General features: G+C 69.9%; 16 protein-coding genes and 1 tRNA gene. 13 read left to right on the top strand and 4 right to left on the bottom strand.

Annotation, left to right across the window (positions count from 1 at the left end):
* Window positions 1-40 precede the first annotated feature (40 nt).
* The 3 genes from gatC to gatB are packed head-to-tail and all read left to right on the top strand — an operon-like array spanning window position 41 to window position 3311.
* Window positions 41-328 (top strand): Asp-tRNA(Asn)/Glu-tRNA(Gln) amidotransferase subunit GatC, encoded by a 288-nt coding sequence (gene gatC / locus VJS38_RS03320; RefSeq protein WP_324086732.1) that lies wholly within the window; start codon window positions 41-43, stop codon window positions 326-328.
* Window positions 329-1801, top strand: a complete 1473-nt coding sequence (gene gatA / locus VJS38_RS03315) for an Asp-tRNA(Asn)/Glu-tRNA(Gln) amidotransferase subunit GatA (protein WP_324086731.1) — start codon at window positions 329-331, stop codon at window positions 1799-1801. It abuts the gene before it with no gap.
* Between the two features lie 4 nt (window positions 1802-1805).
* Window positions 1806-3311, top strand: a complete 1506-nt coding sequence (gene gatB, locus VJS38_RS03310; RefSeq protein ID WP_324086730.1) for an Asp-tRNA(Asn)/Glu-tRNA(Gln) amidotransferase subunit GatB — start codon at window positions 1806-1808, stop codon at window positions 3309-3311.
* A gap of 27 nt (window positions 3312-3338) precedes the next feature.
* On the opposite strand, the gene VJS38_RS03305 is transcribed toward gatB, so the two are convergent.
* Window positions 3339-3827: an RcnB family protein gene (locus VJS38_RS03305; RefSeq protein ID WP_324086729.1), complete on the bottom strand. Its 489-nt coding sequence runs from the start codon at window positions 3825-3827 to the stop codon at window positions 3339-3341.
* A gap of 174 nt (window positions 3828-4001) precedes the next feature.
* The gene (locus tag VJS38_RS03300; protein ID WP_324086728.1) at window positions 4002-4172 is read right to left on the bottom strand and encodes a hypothetical protein; all 171 of its coding nucleotides are present in this window, start codon (window positions 4170-4172) and stop codon (window positions 4002-4004) included.
* Between the two features lie 81 nt (window positions 4173-4253).
* On the opposite strand from VJS38_RS03300, the gene VJS38_RS03295 reads away from it, so the two are divergent.
* The 6 genes from VJS38_RS03295 to VJS38_RS03270 all read left to right on the top strand — a co-directional run bounded on the left by VJS38_RS03295 (window position 4254) and on the right by VJS38_RS03270 (window position 6644).
* Window positions 4254-4526, top strand: a complete 273-nt coding sequence (locus VJS38_RS03295) for a sel1 repeat family protein (RefSeq protein ID WP_324086727.1) — start codon at window positions 4254-4256, stop codon at window positions 4524-4526.
* Window positions 4527-4650: 124 nt separating this feature from the next.
* Window positions 4651-4740: transfer RNA gene (locus VJS38_RS03290), tRNA-Ser, on the top strand.
* A gap of 154 nt (window positions 4741-4894) precedes the next feature.
* Window positions 4895-5260, top strand: a complete 366-nt coding sequence (locus VJS38_RS03285) for a helix-turn-helix transcriptional regulator (protein ID WP_324086726.1) — start codon at window positions 4895-4897, stop codon at window positions 5258-5260.
* Window positions 5261-5322: 62 nt separating this feature from the next.
* The gene (locus VJS38_RS03280) at window positions 5323-5997 is read left to right on the top strand and encodes an aquaporin (RefSeq protein ID WP_414692405.1); all 675 of its coding nucleotides are present in this window, start codon (window positions 5323-5325) and stop codon (window positions 5995-5997) included.
* Complete coding sequence (gene arsC / locus VJS38_RS03275) at window positions 5994-6407, top strand: arsenate reductase (glutaredoxin) (RefSeq protein ID WP_324086724.1); 414 nt, start codon at window positions 5994-5996, stop codon at window positions 6405-6407. Before VJS38_RS03280 ends, arsC begins: the two co-directional genes overlap by 4 nt.
* A 111-nt stretch (window positions 6408-6518) precedes the next feature.
* Entirely contained in the window at window positions 6519-6644 is a 126-nt protein-coding gene (locus VJS38_RS03270; protein ID WP_324086723.1) for a hypothetical protein, read from the top strand.
* 5 nt (window positions 6645-6649) lie between these two features.
* Here the strand turns inward: VJS38_RS03270 and VJS38_RS03265 are convergent, their stop codons facing one another.
* The gene (locus VJS38_RS03265; protein WP_324086722.1) at window positions 6650-8521 is read right to left on the bottom strand and encodes an ATP-binding protein; all 1872 of its coding nucleotides are present in this window, start codon (window positions 8519-8521) and stop codon (window positions 6650-6652) included.
* A gap of 67 nt (window positions 8522-8588) precedes the next feature.
* On the opposite strand from VJS38_RS03265, the gene VJS38_RS03260 reads away from it, so the two are divergent.
* Window positions 8589-9197 carry a hypothetical protein gene (locus VJS38_RS03260; RefSeq protein WP_324086721.1) on the top strand — a complete coding sequence of 203 codons (609 nt, stop codon included), beginning with the start codon at window positions 8589-8591 and terminating at the stop codon, window positions 9195-9197.
* A gap of 16 nt (window positions 9198-9213) precedes the next feature.
* Here the strand turns inward: VJS38_RS03260 and VJS38_RS03255 are convergent, their stop codons facing one another.
* Complete coding sequence (locus VJS38_RS03255; RefSeq protein WP_324086720.1) at window positions 9214-11625, bottom strand: DUF3772 domain-containing protein; 2412 nt, start codon at window positions 11623-11625, stop codon at window positions 9214-9216.
* A 317-nt stretch (window positions 11626-11942) separates the two neighbouring features.
* Between VJS38_RS03255 and VJS38_RS03250 the strand changes: the two genes are divergently transcribed.
* From VJS38_RS03250 to bcsA, 3 genes are all read left to right on the top strand, one after another.
* A complete protein-coding gene (locus VJS38_RS03250) occupies window positions 11943-12122 on the top strand; it encodes a hypothetical protein (protein ID WP_324086719.1) in 180 nt (59 codons plus the stop codon).
* Window positions 12119-12877, top strand: a complete 759-nt coding sequence (locus tag VJS38_RS03245; RefSeq protein WP_324086718.1) for a cellulose synthase operon protein YhjQ/BcsQ — start codon at window positions 12119-12121, stop codon at window positions 12875-12877. The genes VJS38_RS03250 and VJS38_RS03245 overlap by 4 nt, the downstream gene beginning before the upstream one ends.
* The coding region (bcsA, locus tag VJS38_RS03240; protein WP_324086717.1) for a UDP-forming cellulose synthase catalytic subunit at window positions 12874-15404 on the top strand (2531 nt) is incomplete at its 3' end. The genes VJS38_RS03245 and bcsA, both read left to right, overlap by 4 nt.

The raw sequence follows: 15404 nt of genomic DNA, 5'->3' as shown, positions 1-15404 counted from the left end.
CGCGGCTAACCCACGCGCTCAACGTCAAGGAGTAGGTGGCATGTCCATCGATGCGGCGACCGTTCGCAAGGTCGCCCGGCTCGCCCGGATCGCCGAGCCGGAAGAGCGGCTGGAGCCGCTGGCCAGGGAGCTGTCCGGCATTCTGAACTGGATCGAGCAACTGAACGAGGTCGACACCCAGGGCGTCGAGCCGATGACGTCGGCCGTGCACACCCCGCTGCCGATGCGCAAGGACGTGGTCACCGAGGGCGGCGATCCGGCCCGTGTGCTCGCCAACGCGCCGAAGACCGTCAGCAACTTCTTCGTCGTGCCGAAGGTGGTCGAATAGATGTCCGAGCTCACCTCGCTGACGCTGAAGGCCGCCCTCGACGGGCTGGCCGGCAAGTCCTTTTCCGCCGCCGAGCTGACCCAGGCGCACCTGGACGCCGTGGCCGCCGCGCGGGCGTTGAACGCCTATGTCGTCGAGACGCCGGAGAAGGCGCTGGAGATGGCCAGGGCCTCCGACGAACGCCGCGCCCGCGGCGAGGCGGGGCCGCTGGAGGGCGCCCCGCTCGGGATCAAGGACCTGTTCTGCACCGAGGGCGTGTCCTCGACCGCGGCCTCGAAAATCCTCGGCGGCTTTAAGCCGACCTATGAGTCCACCGTCACCGCCAACCTGTGGCGGGACGGGGCGGTGATGCTGGGCAAGCTCAACATGGACGAGTTCGCCATGGGCTCGTCCAACGAGACCTCGGCCTACGGGCCGGTCGTGAACCCCTGGCGGCGCGAAGGCTCGAACGCCCAGCTGACGCCGGGCGGCTCGTCGGGCGGCTCGGCCGCGGCGGTCGCGGCCGGGCTTTGCCTCGGCGCCACGGCCACCGACACCGGCGGCTCGATCCGCCAGCCCGCGGCCTTCACCGGCACGGTCGGCATCAAGCCGACCTACGGCCGCTGCTCGCGCTGGGGCGTCGTCGCCTTCGCCTCCTCGCTGGACCAGGCCGGGCCGATGGCGCGGACGGTCGAGGACACGGCGATCCTTTTGAAGTCGATGGCCGGCTACGATCCGAAGGACTCCACCAGCCTGCCGGTCGAGGTTCCGGATTTCCCCAGCTTCGTCGGCAAGTCGGTGAAGGGCCTGCGCATCGGCGTGCCCAAGGAGTACCGCGTCCCCGGCATGCCGGCCGAGATCGAGGCGCTCTGGCAGAAGGGCATCGACTGGCTGAAGGAGGCCGGCTGCGAGATCGTCGAGGTCAGCCTGCCGCACACCAAGTACGCGCTGCCGGCCTACTACATCATCGCCCCCGCCGAGGCCTCGTCGAACCTCGCCCGCTACGACGGCATGCGCTACGGCCTGCGCGTCGACGGCGCGAACCTGACCGACACCTACGAGAAGACGCGTGCGCAGGGCTTCGGGACCGAGGTCAAGCGCCGGATCCTGATCGGCACCTATGTGCTCTCGGCCGGCTATTACGACGCCTACTACCTGAAGGCGCTGAAGGTCCGCCGGCGGATCGCCGACGACTTCGAGCAGGCGTTCGAGAAGGTCGACGCCCTGCTCACGCCCACCGCGCCCTCGGCCGCTTTCCAGCTCGGCGAGAACTCCGACGATCCGGTGGCGATGTACCTGAACGACATCTTCACCGTGACGACCAACCTGGCGGGCCTGCCCGGCATGAGCCTGCCGGCGGGGCTGGACGCGGGCGGCTTGCCGCTCGGCCTGCAGCTGATCGGTCGCCCTCTCGACGAGGGCGTCCTATTTTCATTGGGCGGCGCGATCGAAAAGGCGGCGGACTTCCGCAGCCGTCCGCAGAAGTGGTGGTGAGCCGATGAGCGAAACGGCTGAGAAAACCAAGGTCATCAAGGGCCGCACCGGCGATTGGGAGATGGTCCTGGGGCTGGAGATCCACGCCCAGGTCGCCTCCAACGCCAAGCTGTTCTCCGGCGCGGCGGTGGGCTTCGGCGCGGGCCCGAACGAACAGGTCAGCCTGGTCGACGCGGCCATGCCCGGCATGCTGCCGGTGATCAACAAGCACTGCGTCGAGCAGGCGGTGAAGACGGGCCTGGGCCTCAAGGCGCAGATCAATCCCTGGTCCCGCTTCGACCGGAAGAACTACTTCTATCCGGACCTGCCGCAAGGCTATCAGATCAGCCAGTTCAAGGACCCCATCATCGGCGAGGGCGAGGTGCTGGTCGACCGCGACGACGGCACCAGCTTCACCGTGCGGATCGAGCGCCTGCACCTGGAGCAGGACGCCGGCAAGAGCCTGCACGATCAGGACCCGAACGCCACCTACATCGACCTCAACCGGGCCGGCACGGCGCTGATGGAGATCGTCTCCAAGCCCGACATGCGCTCCTCGGACGAGGCGGCGGCCTATGTGAAGAAGCTGCGGACGATCCTGGTCTACCTGGGCACCTGCGACGGCGACATGGAGAAGGGCAATCTTCGCGCCGACGTGAACGTCTCGGTCTGCCGCCCCGGCGACTACGAGAAGTTCCGCGAGACCGGCAGCTTCAGCCACCTGGGCACGCGCTGCGAGATCAAGAACGTCAACTCCTACCGCTACATCCAGCAGGCGATCGAGTACGAGGCGCGCCGGCAGATCGAGATCCTCGAGGACGGCGGCAAGATCGACCAGGAAACCCGGCTGTTCGACCCGAACAAGGGCGAGACGCGCTCCATGCGCTCGAAGGAAGAGGCGCACGACTACCGCTACTTCCCCGATCCGGACCTCCTGCCGCTGCAGCTGGACCCGGCCTGGATCAGGGAGATCGAGGCCGCCCTGCCGGAGCTGCCGGACGCGAAGAAGGCGCGCCTGCAGTCGCAGTACGGGCTCTCGGCCTATGACGCGACCGTGCTGATCACCGAACAGGCGCGCGCGGACTTCTACGAGGCCGCCGTCAAGGGCCGCGACGCCAAGCTGACCGCCAACTGGGTGACCAACGACCTGGCCGCCAAGCTGACGGCGGCGGGGCTGGAGATCTCCGAGAGCCCGATCAAGCCGGCGGCGATCGCCGAGCTGGTGCAACTGATCGAGGAGGGCGTGATCTCCTCGAAGATCGCCAAGGACGTCTTCGACCGCATGTGGGCGGGCGAGGGCGCCGCCGGCGAGATCGTCGAGAAGCAGGGCCTTCGCCAAGTCTCCGACACCGGCGCGCTGGAGAAGATCATCGACGACCTGATCGCGGCCAACCCCGGCCAGGCGGCGGCGGTGAAGGAAAAGCCCCAGGCGCTCGGCTGGTTCGTGGGCCAGGTGATGAAGGCGACCCAGGGCAAGGCCAACCCAGGCGTCATCAACCAGCTCCTGAGGACCAAGCTGGGCGCGGAGTAGGTAGGGCGCTCCCTCCAGGGGGAGCCTCTACCGCCCGATCACGTCGAAGATCTGGCCGGTCGAGCGCGACACCAGCATGTAGCGGTCGCCCATCCGCACCCAGGCGAAGCCGGGCGGCGGCGGGCGCAGCCGCAGGCGTCCATAGTCGGGTACGATCGCGCCGCGGGCCTCGGGCGGGACGATTCCGCCACGGCGCAGGCCATAGCCCGGCGGCGGCAGGCGGCGGCCGTAGGCGGGCGGGCCGGGATATCCGCCTGAATAGCCGTAGGATGGCGGCGGACCGCCTTCCCAGCGGCCGGGCGGAGGCCCGCCCTCCCAGCGTCCGCCGCGTCGGTCGTCGCGATCGCCCCTGTCGCCGTAGTTTCCACGATCTCCGTGATCGCCGCGGCCGCGCTCGCCCTGCTCCCAGCGCCCGCGGCCACGATCATGGTCGTGGTCCTTGGCCGCGGCCGCGCCGCCGGCGAGCAGGGTGCTCGCCAGAACGGCGGTGACGACGGTCCGGAACAGGCGCTTCATTTGCCCCGACTTAAATCCAATACGAGCCCCTCGATGCTCGGCACCATGACTTAGGTCGCGTGAACTGACGCTGAACATCCGCATTCCAGCGGTTCGCGTCAGAATTATACGCCGCCGCCCGGTCGTCCCGTCGCCGCACCCATCATGCTGGCCCACGCCGAGACCGTCCGCAGCTTAGACCTGGCTGCCGCCGGGCCCGAAGCAGACGAAGCCCGGCGCATTCTGTTCGGCCAGCGGGCGCGCTGAATCACGAGACAGGTTTTCGCGTCGTAATAGCGGCGAATGCTTGGCGATGGATTCATGATGAAGCGCAGGCGCCCGCCGCTTAACCATGTGTTCAGGCAAGATCGGTTTTCCTGCGGCCTGAAGGCGGGCGCGAAAGCTCCAGAACGGCGCTTTTTCCCGTCGCCACAGGGATAAGGGACCATGCTGCCCCGCTTGGAAGTCGCCAACGAAGGTCTGCCGCTTCCCACGCCGAACGCCTCGGGCGACGAGCTCTTCCGGCTGGGACTGCTCTATTCGACCGGCCAGGGCGGCGCGCCGCTGGACTATGTCTCGGCGCACATGCTGTTCAACCTCGCCGCCATGCGCGGATCGGTCGAGGCCAAGGTCTACCGCAAGGAACTGGCCGGCGAGATGGCCTCGGAAGAGGTGGCCGAGGCCCAGCGCCAGGCCCGCGAGTGGCTGGCGCACGCCTGACCGCTGATTTTCGGAAGAACGACCGTTGCCCGCAGCCGCGCGGTTCGGCTATGAGGGGCGTCCCTCGCGCAAGCCCTGGCGCTTCGCGAGCGGTCGGGGAGCCACCCCGGACAAAACATGCGCTGGTGACGTGGCCGAGTGGCTGAAGGCAACGGTTTGCTAAATCGTCATACTCGAAAGGGTATCGAGGGTTCGAATCCCTCCGTCACCGCCATCCTCTCCTGAAAAATCAATGACTTGGGCTTGGTGGGCGCGCCTGTCTGGCGCCACCTGCGTTTTGCATTGAGGTCGGGGAACGGGGCCCGCTCATGGCGGCCTTGGGAAGGAGGCGACTTCAATCTTTCCCTTACTTCCGGTAAAGTCGAAATATGGAAATGGAAACCGCGGTCTCTGTCCTTGGCGCGCTCGCCCACGAAGGGCGCTTGTCGGCGTTCCGGCTGCTTGTCCAGGCCGGTGCGGAGGGGCTTGCCGCCGGTGAGATTGCGCGGCGCCTGGACGTGCTTCCGAACACCCTTTCGTCGAGCCTCAACATCTTGAGTCATGCGGGCCTGATCCGGTCCCGGCGGCGCGGCCGCTCGATCATCTACACCGCCGACTATGACGCCATGCGGCAGTTGCTCGCCTTCCTCCTGGAGGATTGCTGCGGCGGCGAGCCCGAGATTTGCGCCCCTCTGCTTGCCGTCGCCAGCCAGTGCTGCGACGCCGAGGGACGGCGCGCCCGAAACGGACCATGACCATGGCCGACCAGGGTCCGGGCCGCCCGGCGCGGCCGCTCGACGCCAGTCTGGAGCCGCCGCTGGAGGCCTTCGATCCGGTGCGGCGCATCGCGGCCGAGGCGCTCGGCACGGCGCTGCTGCTGGCGGTCGTGGTGGGCTCCGGCATCATGGGCGAGCGGCTGGCCAGCGGAAACGCCGCCATCGCCCTCATGGGGAACACGCTCGCCACCGGCGCGGCGCTGGTGGTGCTCATCACCATCTTCGGGCCAATATCGGGCGCGCACTTCAACCCCGTCGTGACGGCGATGTTCGCGTCCAAGCGGGAGCTGAGCTGGCGCCTGGCGCTGGCCTACATGGCGGTCCAGGTCGCGGGCGGAATCATCGGCGTCTGGGGCGCGCATCTGATGTTCGCCGAGCCCGTGCTCCAGGTCTCCGACAAGGTCCGTGGCGGGCTGGGCCAGGGCTTGGCCGAGGCGGTGGCGACCTTCGGCCTGGTCGCGACCATCTTGGGATCGTTGCGCTTCAAGGCCGAGGCCACGCCGATGCTCGTGGGCCTCTACATCACCGCGGCCTACTGGTTCACGGCTTCCACGTCGTTCGCCAACCCGGCGGTGACGATCGCGCGCAGCCTCTCGGACACCTTCGCCGGCATCGCGCCTGCATCGGCCCCCCTGTTCATCGCCGGCCAGGTCGCAGGAGGGCTCGCCGGAACCCTGACGTTCAACTGGCTTCTCGCCCGGAGACCTTCGCGATGACCGAGTTTCCTGTCGTCGTCTTTCACAACCCGGCGTGCGGCACTTCACGCAATGTGGTCGCGATGATCCGGGCGGCGGGCTACGAGCCTGAGATCATCGAGTACCTGCAGACGGGCTGGACGATGGACCAGCTCGAAAACCTGCTGGCCGCGATGGGCGCGCGGCCAAGGGACATCTTGCGGGAGAAGGACACGCCCGCCGCCGAACTCGGACTTCTTGGCGAGGACGCCGACGACGCCAAGATCCTCGAAGCGATGATCGCCCAGCCGATCCTGGTGAACAGGCCGATCGTCGTCAGCTATCTGGGAACGAAGCTCTGCCGTCCCTCGGAAGTCGTGTTCGAGCTGCTGGACAACAGGCCGGAGAACTTCACCAAGGAAGGCGGCGAAGTCGTGAGACCTCCCCGCTGACGGCGCACGCGGCCCCGCCGCTTCGAAGAGACCGCCCGTAACCCAAAGCCTTAACCATTCTTGAACCGCGTCGTGGCTTCATGACGACGGGGGCGTGTCGGAAACACACGCATGAGCAACTTTCTCGCTGCGTCGCATGGCGTCGTGGGGTCTATCGCCTCGCATCAACTGATGATCGTGGTCTGCGGCTCCGTCGCCGGCCTCGTCGCGATGTGGTCCGCGGGCAGGAAGTCCTAGCGGTCCTAAGCGTGCAGGCGGCTGGCGATCGTCTCCGACAGCCGGGCGACGACCTCGGCGGGCTGCATGGGCTTCTGCAGCAGGGTGAACGGCTCGGTGCGCCGCCTTTCCATCGAAAGGGCGGCGACGTCGCCGACGTGGCCGGTCAACAGGATCGCCGGCAGTTCCGGCCTTCGGGCCCGGACTTCGTGAATCAGGTCGAGGCCGTTCATCCCGGGCATGGAGAAATCGGTGAGCAGGGCGTCGACGGCCGCGCCCTGGTCGAGGAGGGCGATCGCCGCCTTCGCATCCTCGGCCCGGAGGGTCACGAAGCCGGCGTCCTCGAGGCAGTTGACGAGGACGTCCTGCACCAGCTCGTCATCCTCGACGACCAGGACGCGGAGTCCCGCGTCGAGCGTCGCCGACGCCGTGGCGCACGTCTGATCCTTCGCTAGCGGCGCGGCGTCGGTCTGGGGCAGCCATAGCGTGACGGTCGTGCCGCGCCCGGGCTCGCTGGTGATGGCGAGCGCGCCGCCGGACTGTTCGGCGAAGCCCTTGGCCATCGAGAGGCCGAGGCCCGTACCCCTGCCCTTGGGCTTGGTGGTGAAGAACGGCTCGGTGACCCTGGCCAAGGTCGCAGCGTCGATGCCCACGCCGGTGTCCGTGACGGCCGTGCGGACGTAGCGCCCAGGGGCAAGGCGAGGGCCCTCGTCGGCGCCGTCCACCACCACGCAGGCCGCCGAGATCGTCAGGTCTCCTCCGCCCGGCATCGCATCGCGGGCGTTCGTGGCGAGGTTCAGGAGCACGGCGTCGAGCTGGCCGCGGTCCGCCAGGAGGCGGCCGGACGTCATGGCGACGTCGATATGGACGTTGATCGACGAGCCGATCGTATGGGCCAGCAACTCGCCGAGATCCGACAGCAGGGCCGAGGCGTCGATCGGTTCGGCGCTCAGCGAGTCGCGTCGGGCGAAGGCCAGAAGCCGACGGCTGATCGCGCCGCCGCGGTCCACCGCATGCTCGATCCGCTGGGCCTGACGCACCACCTCGTCCCGGCTTTCGGGACGCCGGGCGATGCGCGCCGCGCCGCCGCCGACCACCTGCAGGATGTTGTTGAAGTCGTGGGCGATGCCGCCGGCGAGCTCGCCCAGGGCGCTCATCCGGTCGGCGTGCGCCGACTGGGCCTGCGCCAGCTCGCGTGCGGCCACCTCGCGTCGGATCTGCGTCTCGGCCAGCAGGCCGTTCACAAAGAGGGAGGCGCTCCAATTGAGGCTGATGACGAGCACAGCGGTGTAGCTGCCCAGGAGGCCGATGATCCCGAGGTCGGCGGCCGTGGGGTTCTGCGCGAACGCGATCAGCGCGCCCAGCGCGACGATGGCGACGTAGCACATCCCGGCGAGCGGCACCGTCGCCAGGGCAAGGCCGCCGCCGCTCATCATGCCGGCGGTCAGGCAGCAGACGAACAGCTGGACGCCCGGCGGCGCGCCCGGAAAGGCGGCGACCGGCACGACGGCCCATAGGGCGCCGAAGGCGCAGGCGTTGAGGATCACCTTGCGGATCGCCCGGCGCGAGGCCGTCGGCCTGACGACGTGTCTGCCGGCCCACCACGCCCGCGCGAAGTTGAGCGCCAGGCCGAACAGCACCAGCGCCCAGAGCCAGTGCTCCGGCCGCAGCGCGCCCATGGCCGCGAACGTCGCCAGCATGAGAGCTCCGTTGAGGCAGCTCGCCGCCATCGTCAGGGGCGTGATGCGTACGATCGCGTTGATCTGCGCCGCCCTGATCCGCCCCGCATCCGCCGGATCGGCCGGGATCAGGTCGAGCGCAATGGCCAACGCCTTCGGCAGCCGCTGCGACCAGCCGTCGAAAGCGCTTTCGACCTTCCTCGCCAACGACGAACGCATGCTTCAGTCCGCCTCGGGCCGTGGGTCGCCAGCGGTGACGATAACAGCGTTCCGATGCGGGCGCGACGTGGACGGCCACGAGAGGGAACGCAAGCGACGCTTCGACGTCATCAAGGCGATGCGCGTGTTCCTGGATTTCGAGGCTTCGTCGCTGGCGGAGGAGAGCTATCCGATCGAGGTCGGCTGGGCGGCGGAGGACGGATCCTGCGAGGCGCACCTGATCAGGCCGGCGCCGGCCTGGACGGACTGGGATCCGGTCGCCGCGGCCGTGCACGGCCTCAGCCGCGAGCACCTTCGCCAGGCGGGCGAGCCGCACGAGGAGGTCGCCCGCCGCGTGCTGGAAGCGCTCGGTCCGCACGAGCTCTTCGCCAGCGCCCCCTCCTGGGACGGCAAGTGGATGAGCGTGCTGCTGCGGGGCGCAGGTCTGCCGCGCCACGCGCTGCGGCTGAGGGATTCCGACGAGGCTTATCGCGAGGCCGTCCGTGAAGCCCTTTGCGATCGCGTCTCCGACGACGAGCTTGATGACGTCGCAGCCGCGTTGATCTACGCGGCCCGGCGACGGGTGAACGTGGACCCGCCGCGTCATCGCGCCTTGGACGACGCCCGCGAGGAACTCGAGGTCTGGCGGCTGGTCCGGGCGCTCAGTCTCGAGGAAGCCCGGCGGCGGCGCGGCTGAGCGACGCGGCCGCTGATCAGGCGGGCCGCGGCGGGGCGAGCTTGACGCCCTTGGCCTTCAGCTCGGCGACCATCGCGAACAGCAGGTCGCTCCGGATCCCGAATGCCTGGCGCGCCGAGCCCACGGTGGCGAAGGCGGTGAACTCCAGGGCGCCGTCGGCGACGTTGGTGAGGAAGACGCCGGGGGCGGGGTCGCGCAGCACGCCAGGATGGGCGTTGAGCTGGGCGCGGAACATGTCGCGCACTGCGTCGGCGTCGGCGTCGTCGGCGACCCGCAGCACGATCTTCACCTGGCCCAGCGCGCCGCCGTGGGTCACGTTGCGCACGGTCTTGGAGATCAGGTCGGAATTCGGGACGATCAGCTTCGAGCGGTCGCCCATCACGATCTCGGTGGCGCGGATGTTGATCCGCCGCACGTCGCCTTCCTGGTCGCCGATGGCGATCAGGTCGCCGACCTTGATCGGCCGCTCCGCCAGCAGGATCAGGCCGGAGACGAAGTTGCCGATCACCGCTTGCAGGCCGAAGCCGATGCCCACCGACAGCGCGCTGGCGAAAAGCGCGATGTTGCTTAGGCTGAGGCCCAGGTAGGCGCAGGTGGTGATCAGGGCGACCAGGGCGCCGAAGTAGGTGAGGGCGGCGGTGATCGAGGCGCGCAGGCCGACGTCGATGCTGGTCTTGGGAAGGTAGGTCGTCTCCACCCAGCCGCGGACGATGCGGGTGATCAAGAGGCCCGCGACGAACACCACGACGCCGCCGAAGACGAGGCCGGGCGAGATCGAGATCTGGCCGAGCTTCAGCACCATCTCGGTGGAGGTCGCGCGGGTGAAGACGTCCCGCGCGCTGGCCCCCAACGGGGCCACGATCGCCATCCAGGCGAAGATGATCAGCCCCAGCCGCAGCACGCCGGACAACAGGACGCCGATCTGTTCCAACGCCTGGTGCGAGAGGCCGGTGGCGGCGCCGACGACCCGGCTCAGCCCCTGGCCGGGGGCGAACATCGCCTCGCACAGGTCGTCGACGAAGCGCATCAGCAGGTAGAGGCTCGCCAGCACGGTGGCGATCCAGATCAGCTCGCGCATGATGAAACTGGCGAGCGCGATGTAGCCGGTGGTCACCGCGAGCAGGGCGCAGGCGAGGGCCAGCCACGCCGCCACCGCCGCCAGCACCCAGGGCAGGCGCGAGCGGCCCGCGTCCGGCTGCTGCTGGGCGGCCAGCCCGCCGCGGGCGAACGCCAGGGCGGCGCCGACGGCGAGCAGTTGCAGGACCACCACCAGGCAGCGGCTGGCTTCGGCGGCGGCCGGGCTTGTCGCCAGTGCGATGTTGGCGCGCGCCAGGAAGCTCGCGACGCCGACCGAAACGCCGATCACGGCCGGGAAGATCGCCACCCGGGCGGCGAAAGCGTCCGACACCGGCGCGAGCCGCCAGCTCGACCGGCCGGGCGCAAGCAGGCTGCGGCCGAGCGCGTCGATCGTCGCGGCGAAGGCGACGGCGGCGGTCAGCGCCCGCGCCATCGCCTCGACGGCCGGCGTCAGCGGCGCCACGCTCTTCACCGCCGAGTGGGCCAGGAGGACGGCGAACAGCGGCGTCAGGGCGTCGACCAGCGTCAACCACAAGGCGAGCGCCGATTTGCGCAAGGCCGCGCTCGGGATCAGGGTCGCCGCGAGGCGCCGGCCCAGGCGGCCGAGGATGATCCGCGCGGGCGTCAGCAGGAAGAGGCCGAGCACCGCCAGGATGACGGACCACACCTCGGCGACGCCGCGAGACGGGGTCGCTGCGATCTGGTCCGCCTGGGCGGCCGCGGCGTCGCGGACGCGCTGCAGGTCGCTCGGCAGGTTCGTCACGACGTCGCCCCAGAGCGTCGGGTCGAACACCGACCGGCTGTGGGCCCACAGCCGCGCCGTGAAGTTCTGCCGCATCCGCTGGTCGAGCGAATCGCTGAGCTGGCTCGCCTCGACCGCCAGCAGGCGCGCTCGCTTGGTGTTGTCCTGCAGGGTCTTCTGGAATCTCAGCAGCCGGGCGCGGGCTTCGGCGACGTCGGGAGCTTCCGGCGATTGCCCGGCGGCCGGCGCGGGACCGAGCTCCGCCAGTCGCTGGCCGACATCGTCGAGGCGCGGCGCCATGGTCGAAAGCGCGTCCGCGACGTCGGCCTGGATGGGGGCCACCGACGCCCGGGCGGCCTCCAGGGCGCCGTCGTCGGCGGACTGCGCCCGCACCGCCTGGCGGATGGCCCGCAGCCGGGCCTCGGCGGCGTCGAGCCGTGCATCCATCGCCGCGCCGAACCGGCCGCCGTTGGGCGCCGCCGCCTGGCCCGCGCCATGAGCCGGCGCTGGGGTCGGCGCGGGCGCGGCCGCCGTCAACGTCGCCCAGGCGAGGACGACCAGGACCCCCTGAAGCATCGCCGCCATGGTCCGCCGCAACTGGCTGCTCATTCCGCTTGAAGCGCCTCTAGGTGGCCGACCGGGCGGCTGATAGCGCCGACTTTTTCGACGGCGCAAGCGGCGATGTTGTGGCGGCGCCGGCGGTCGGGCGTGTCGCGCGCGTTGCAATCATCGCGAGAGGTTCGTTGGGGAAGCGCGCGTTTGCGACCAATCCGGGAGGAAAATGCACGGCGCGCGTGCGTCTACACTCGGATGGATTGGTATTTGCGAGAAATCGCGACGGCCGCGCTCAGACGTTGGTAACCATGTCCGCTAACGATGATTTTGGGCCCGGGCGCGTAATGAGTCTCCTCATCTAGAGGGGGCCCATGCAGAACGACGTCCGCACTCTGCTCGAGCGCATCGGCCAGACCGAGCTGGCCTACCTTGAGTATAGTGTTCCCTCCAACCTCGAGACCGCCCGCAAGTGGGCCGGCCTTTCGGCGCTGCTGGACCGGCTGGAGGGCGACGAGGACATCTGGCCGCTGATCTTCCAGGGCGGCCAATGACGATCATCGCCGTCAGGTCGGCCAAGGGCGGGGTGGGGCGCACCAGCGTGACCGCGCTGCTGGCCGCCGCGCTCGCGCGCCGGGGGTTGGACGTCGCGGTGATGGATCTCGACCGGCAGGACGCCTTGCGTCTGATGTGCGGCGACGCGACCGCCCGCGCCGGGAGCCTGGAGTCGTCGCGCCTGGAGCTTGCGCCGACGCCGGCAGGTTTCGCGCGTGTGACCCAGGACGCCGCGACCTGCGCGCTCCTGATGGGCGGCGGCCCCAACGCCGGCCGGCTCGCGCCCGGTCTCGTGGGCCGCTGGCTCGGCGCCTCGGAGGTGCTGATCGTCGACATGCCCGCGGTCGAGGACGCCGCCGCCGCCGCGGTCGGCGCGCTCGCCGGCCTGCACCTGCGCCTGTTCCTGCCGGACGTGGGGTCGCTCGCCGTGCTGGAGGAGCCGTCGCAGGACGAGGCCTTCAGCCGCAGCGTCTATGTTCTCAACCAGGCCGACCGTCGCCGACCGCTGACCGACGGCGTGCTGGGCTTTCTGCGTCATGTCGCGGGCGCCCGCTTCGGCGGCGAGATCCGCCGCGACGAGGCGGTGCCCGAGGCCTTCGCCTCGCTCACCCGGCTGGCGGACTATGCGCCGGCCAGCGCCGCCTGGGAGGATGTCCAGTCGCTGGCCGCGGAGCTCGAGCTCCGGCTGGGGGCGGCGGCCCGCTTCGAGACCTCGCATATAGACGCGTCCTCCGGCGAAGCCCGACGCGCATGACCGCGCTGGCCAAACGCATCGGCGCCGCCGGCTGGGCGGTCGCCGTCCTGTGCGCCGCGGTCGTCTTCGCATGGCTGCTTGTGGTCCCGCTCGACGTCGTCCCGCAGGCGGTGTTCGGGGTCCTGATCGTCGCGGCGGGCCTTCTGACGACGCGGTCGCGCTCGCGCTACGCGACCATCCTGATCTGCACGCTCAGCCTCTTCGCCTCGACCCGCTACATGGTCTGGCGGTTCAGCGGCTCCATGGGGCTGCGCTCTCCGGGCGAGTGGCTGCTCGGCGGCGCCCTGCTCGCGGCCGAGTGCTACACCTGGCTGGTCATGGTGTTGAGCTTCGTGCAGTCGGCGCGGCCGCTGCGGCGGCCCGTCGCCCTGCTCAGCATGGCCACCGACTGCCTGCCCACGGTGGACGTCTACGTCCCCACCTACAACGAGCCGCTGAGCGTGGTGGGGCCCTCGGTGATCGCCGCCATGGCGATGGACTACCCGGCTGACCGTTTCCGCGTGCACCTGCTGGACGACGGGAACCGGCCTGAGTTCGCCGACTTCGCCCGCCGTGTCGGCTGCGAGTACATCGCCCGCGCAGACAACACCCACGCCAAGGCCGGCAACCTCAACGCGGCGATGAAGGTCACCGACGGCGACCTGATCTGCGTGCTCGACTGCGACCACGTCGCGACCCGCGCCTTCCTGCAGCTCACCGTCGGCTGGTTCGAGAAGGACCCGCGGCTGGCGGTCGTGCAGACGCCGCACTTCTTCTATTCGCAGGACCCGATCCAGCGGAACATCAAGGCGGCCGAGGACCTGCCGGGGGAGGGCGATCTCTTCTACGACACCATCCAGAGCGGCAACGACCTCTGGAACGCGACCTTCTTCTGCGGCTCCTGCGCGGTGATCCGGCGCGCCGCGCTGGAGGAGGTCGGCGGCTTCGCCTACGAGACGGTGACCGAGGACGCCCACACGGCGCTGCGCATCCAGCGGTGCGGCTGGAACACCGCCTTCCTCAACATCCGCCTCTCGGCTGGGCTGGCGACGGAGACGCTCAACCAACACGTCGCCCAGCGTGTCCGCTGGTGCCGCGGCATGACCCAGATCCTGCGCACCGACAATCCGCTGTTCGGGCCGGGGCTGAAGCTGCCGCAGCGGCTCTGCTACCTGAACGCGCTGCTCTACTACCAATTCCCGCTGGTGCGGGTGATCTTCCTGGTCTCGCCGCTCGCCTACCTGTTCTTCGGGCTGAACCTGATGCACGCGCCGGCGGGCGTCGTGTCGGTCTACGCCATCCCACATCTGCTGCAGGGCATGATCGCCAACCAACGGTTGCAGGGCCGCCAGCGTCGGCTGTTCTGGGGCGAGATCTACGAGACCATCCTGGCCTTCCACCTGGTGCGGCCCGCGCTCTTCAGCCTGATCTGGCCCAAGGCCGGCAAGTTCAAGGTGACCGACAAGGGGCTGAAGCTCGAGACCGGCTATTTCGACAAGGACCTGGTCCGGCCGCACCTGATCACCGCGGGGCTCCTGTGCCTCGGCCTCGCCTTCGGCTACGCGCGGCTGTTCTGGCCGAGCCTCTTCCACGAGAGCCTGTCGACCCTGCTGCTCAGCACGGCCTGGACGATCTTCAACCTCCTGATCCTGCTCTCGGCGGTGGCGGTGGCGCGCGAGGGCCGGCAGGTCCGCGGCCATGTGCGCCGCCCGGCCCGCATGCCGGTGACGCTCTATTTCGCCGACGGCCGCGTGGTCGACGCCGTCACCAGCAACGTCTCGACGGGCGGTCTCGCCATCGTCCTGCCGACGGGCTTCGACGCCGAAGGGCGCGAGGTGACCGACGTCGATCTGCAGATCGCCGGCGGCCGCACGGCCTTTCCTGTCGAGGGCGTGGCGCTCCGCGACGGGGAGTTGCGGGTCAAGTTCGTCGACGTCGACGATGCGCGCGAGCGGCGGCTGATCCAGGCGCTGATGGCGCGGGCCGACCTGTGGCAGCCCGAGCCGGACCGGCGCATCAGCGGCGGCTGGGTGCGGGCGGTGACCTCGCTGCTCGAGATCAGCTCCTCGACCCTGCGGTTCATCAGCCGCCAGGCCTGGACGGGCGCGAAGTCCCGGCTGCGGCCCGGAGCGGCCGCCGTGGGCGCGCTGGCGCTGCTGGCGAGCCTGCAGCCCGGCGCGAAGGCGCACGCCACGGCCGCCGTCAGCGACCGCGTCCTCAGCCTGAACTCGACGCCCGCGCCGCTGCGCTGCGTCGGCGGCAAGACCACGGGCCGTCTCGTGCTGGCGTCCGACCAGGTGGTGCTCGCCGCCCGGCTGGAGCTCACGCGGGCGGCGGCGGGCGAGGTGGTGACGGTGAACGGCCAGACGGTGGCGCGGCTGGGCGCGGCCGGCCGTATGGAGGTCGAGCCCGCCGTCTTCCTGCCCGGCGCCAACGAGATAGTCGTCGCGAGCCCTCGCGGCGTCTGCGCCCAGCTGGCGGCCTCGGACGTCCGGATCGTCTTGACCACGACCCCGCTGGCGCTGGCGAGGGCCGCGCCGGTTGCTTC

Source organism: Phenylobacterium sp. (assembly GCF_035276905.1).
Lineage (GTDB): Bacteria > Pseudomonadota > Alphaproteobacteria > Caulobacterales > Caulobacteraceae > Phenylobacterium.
Note: the sequence above shows the minus strand (reverse complement) of the source record. Positions and strands in the feature narration are given on the sequence as shown.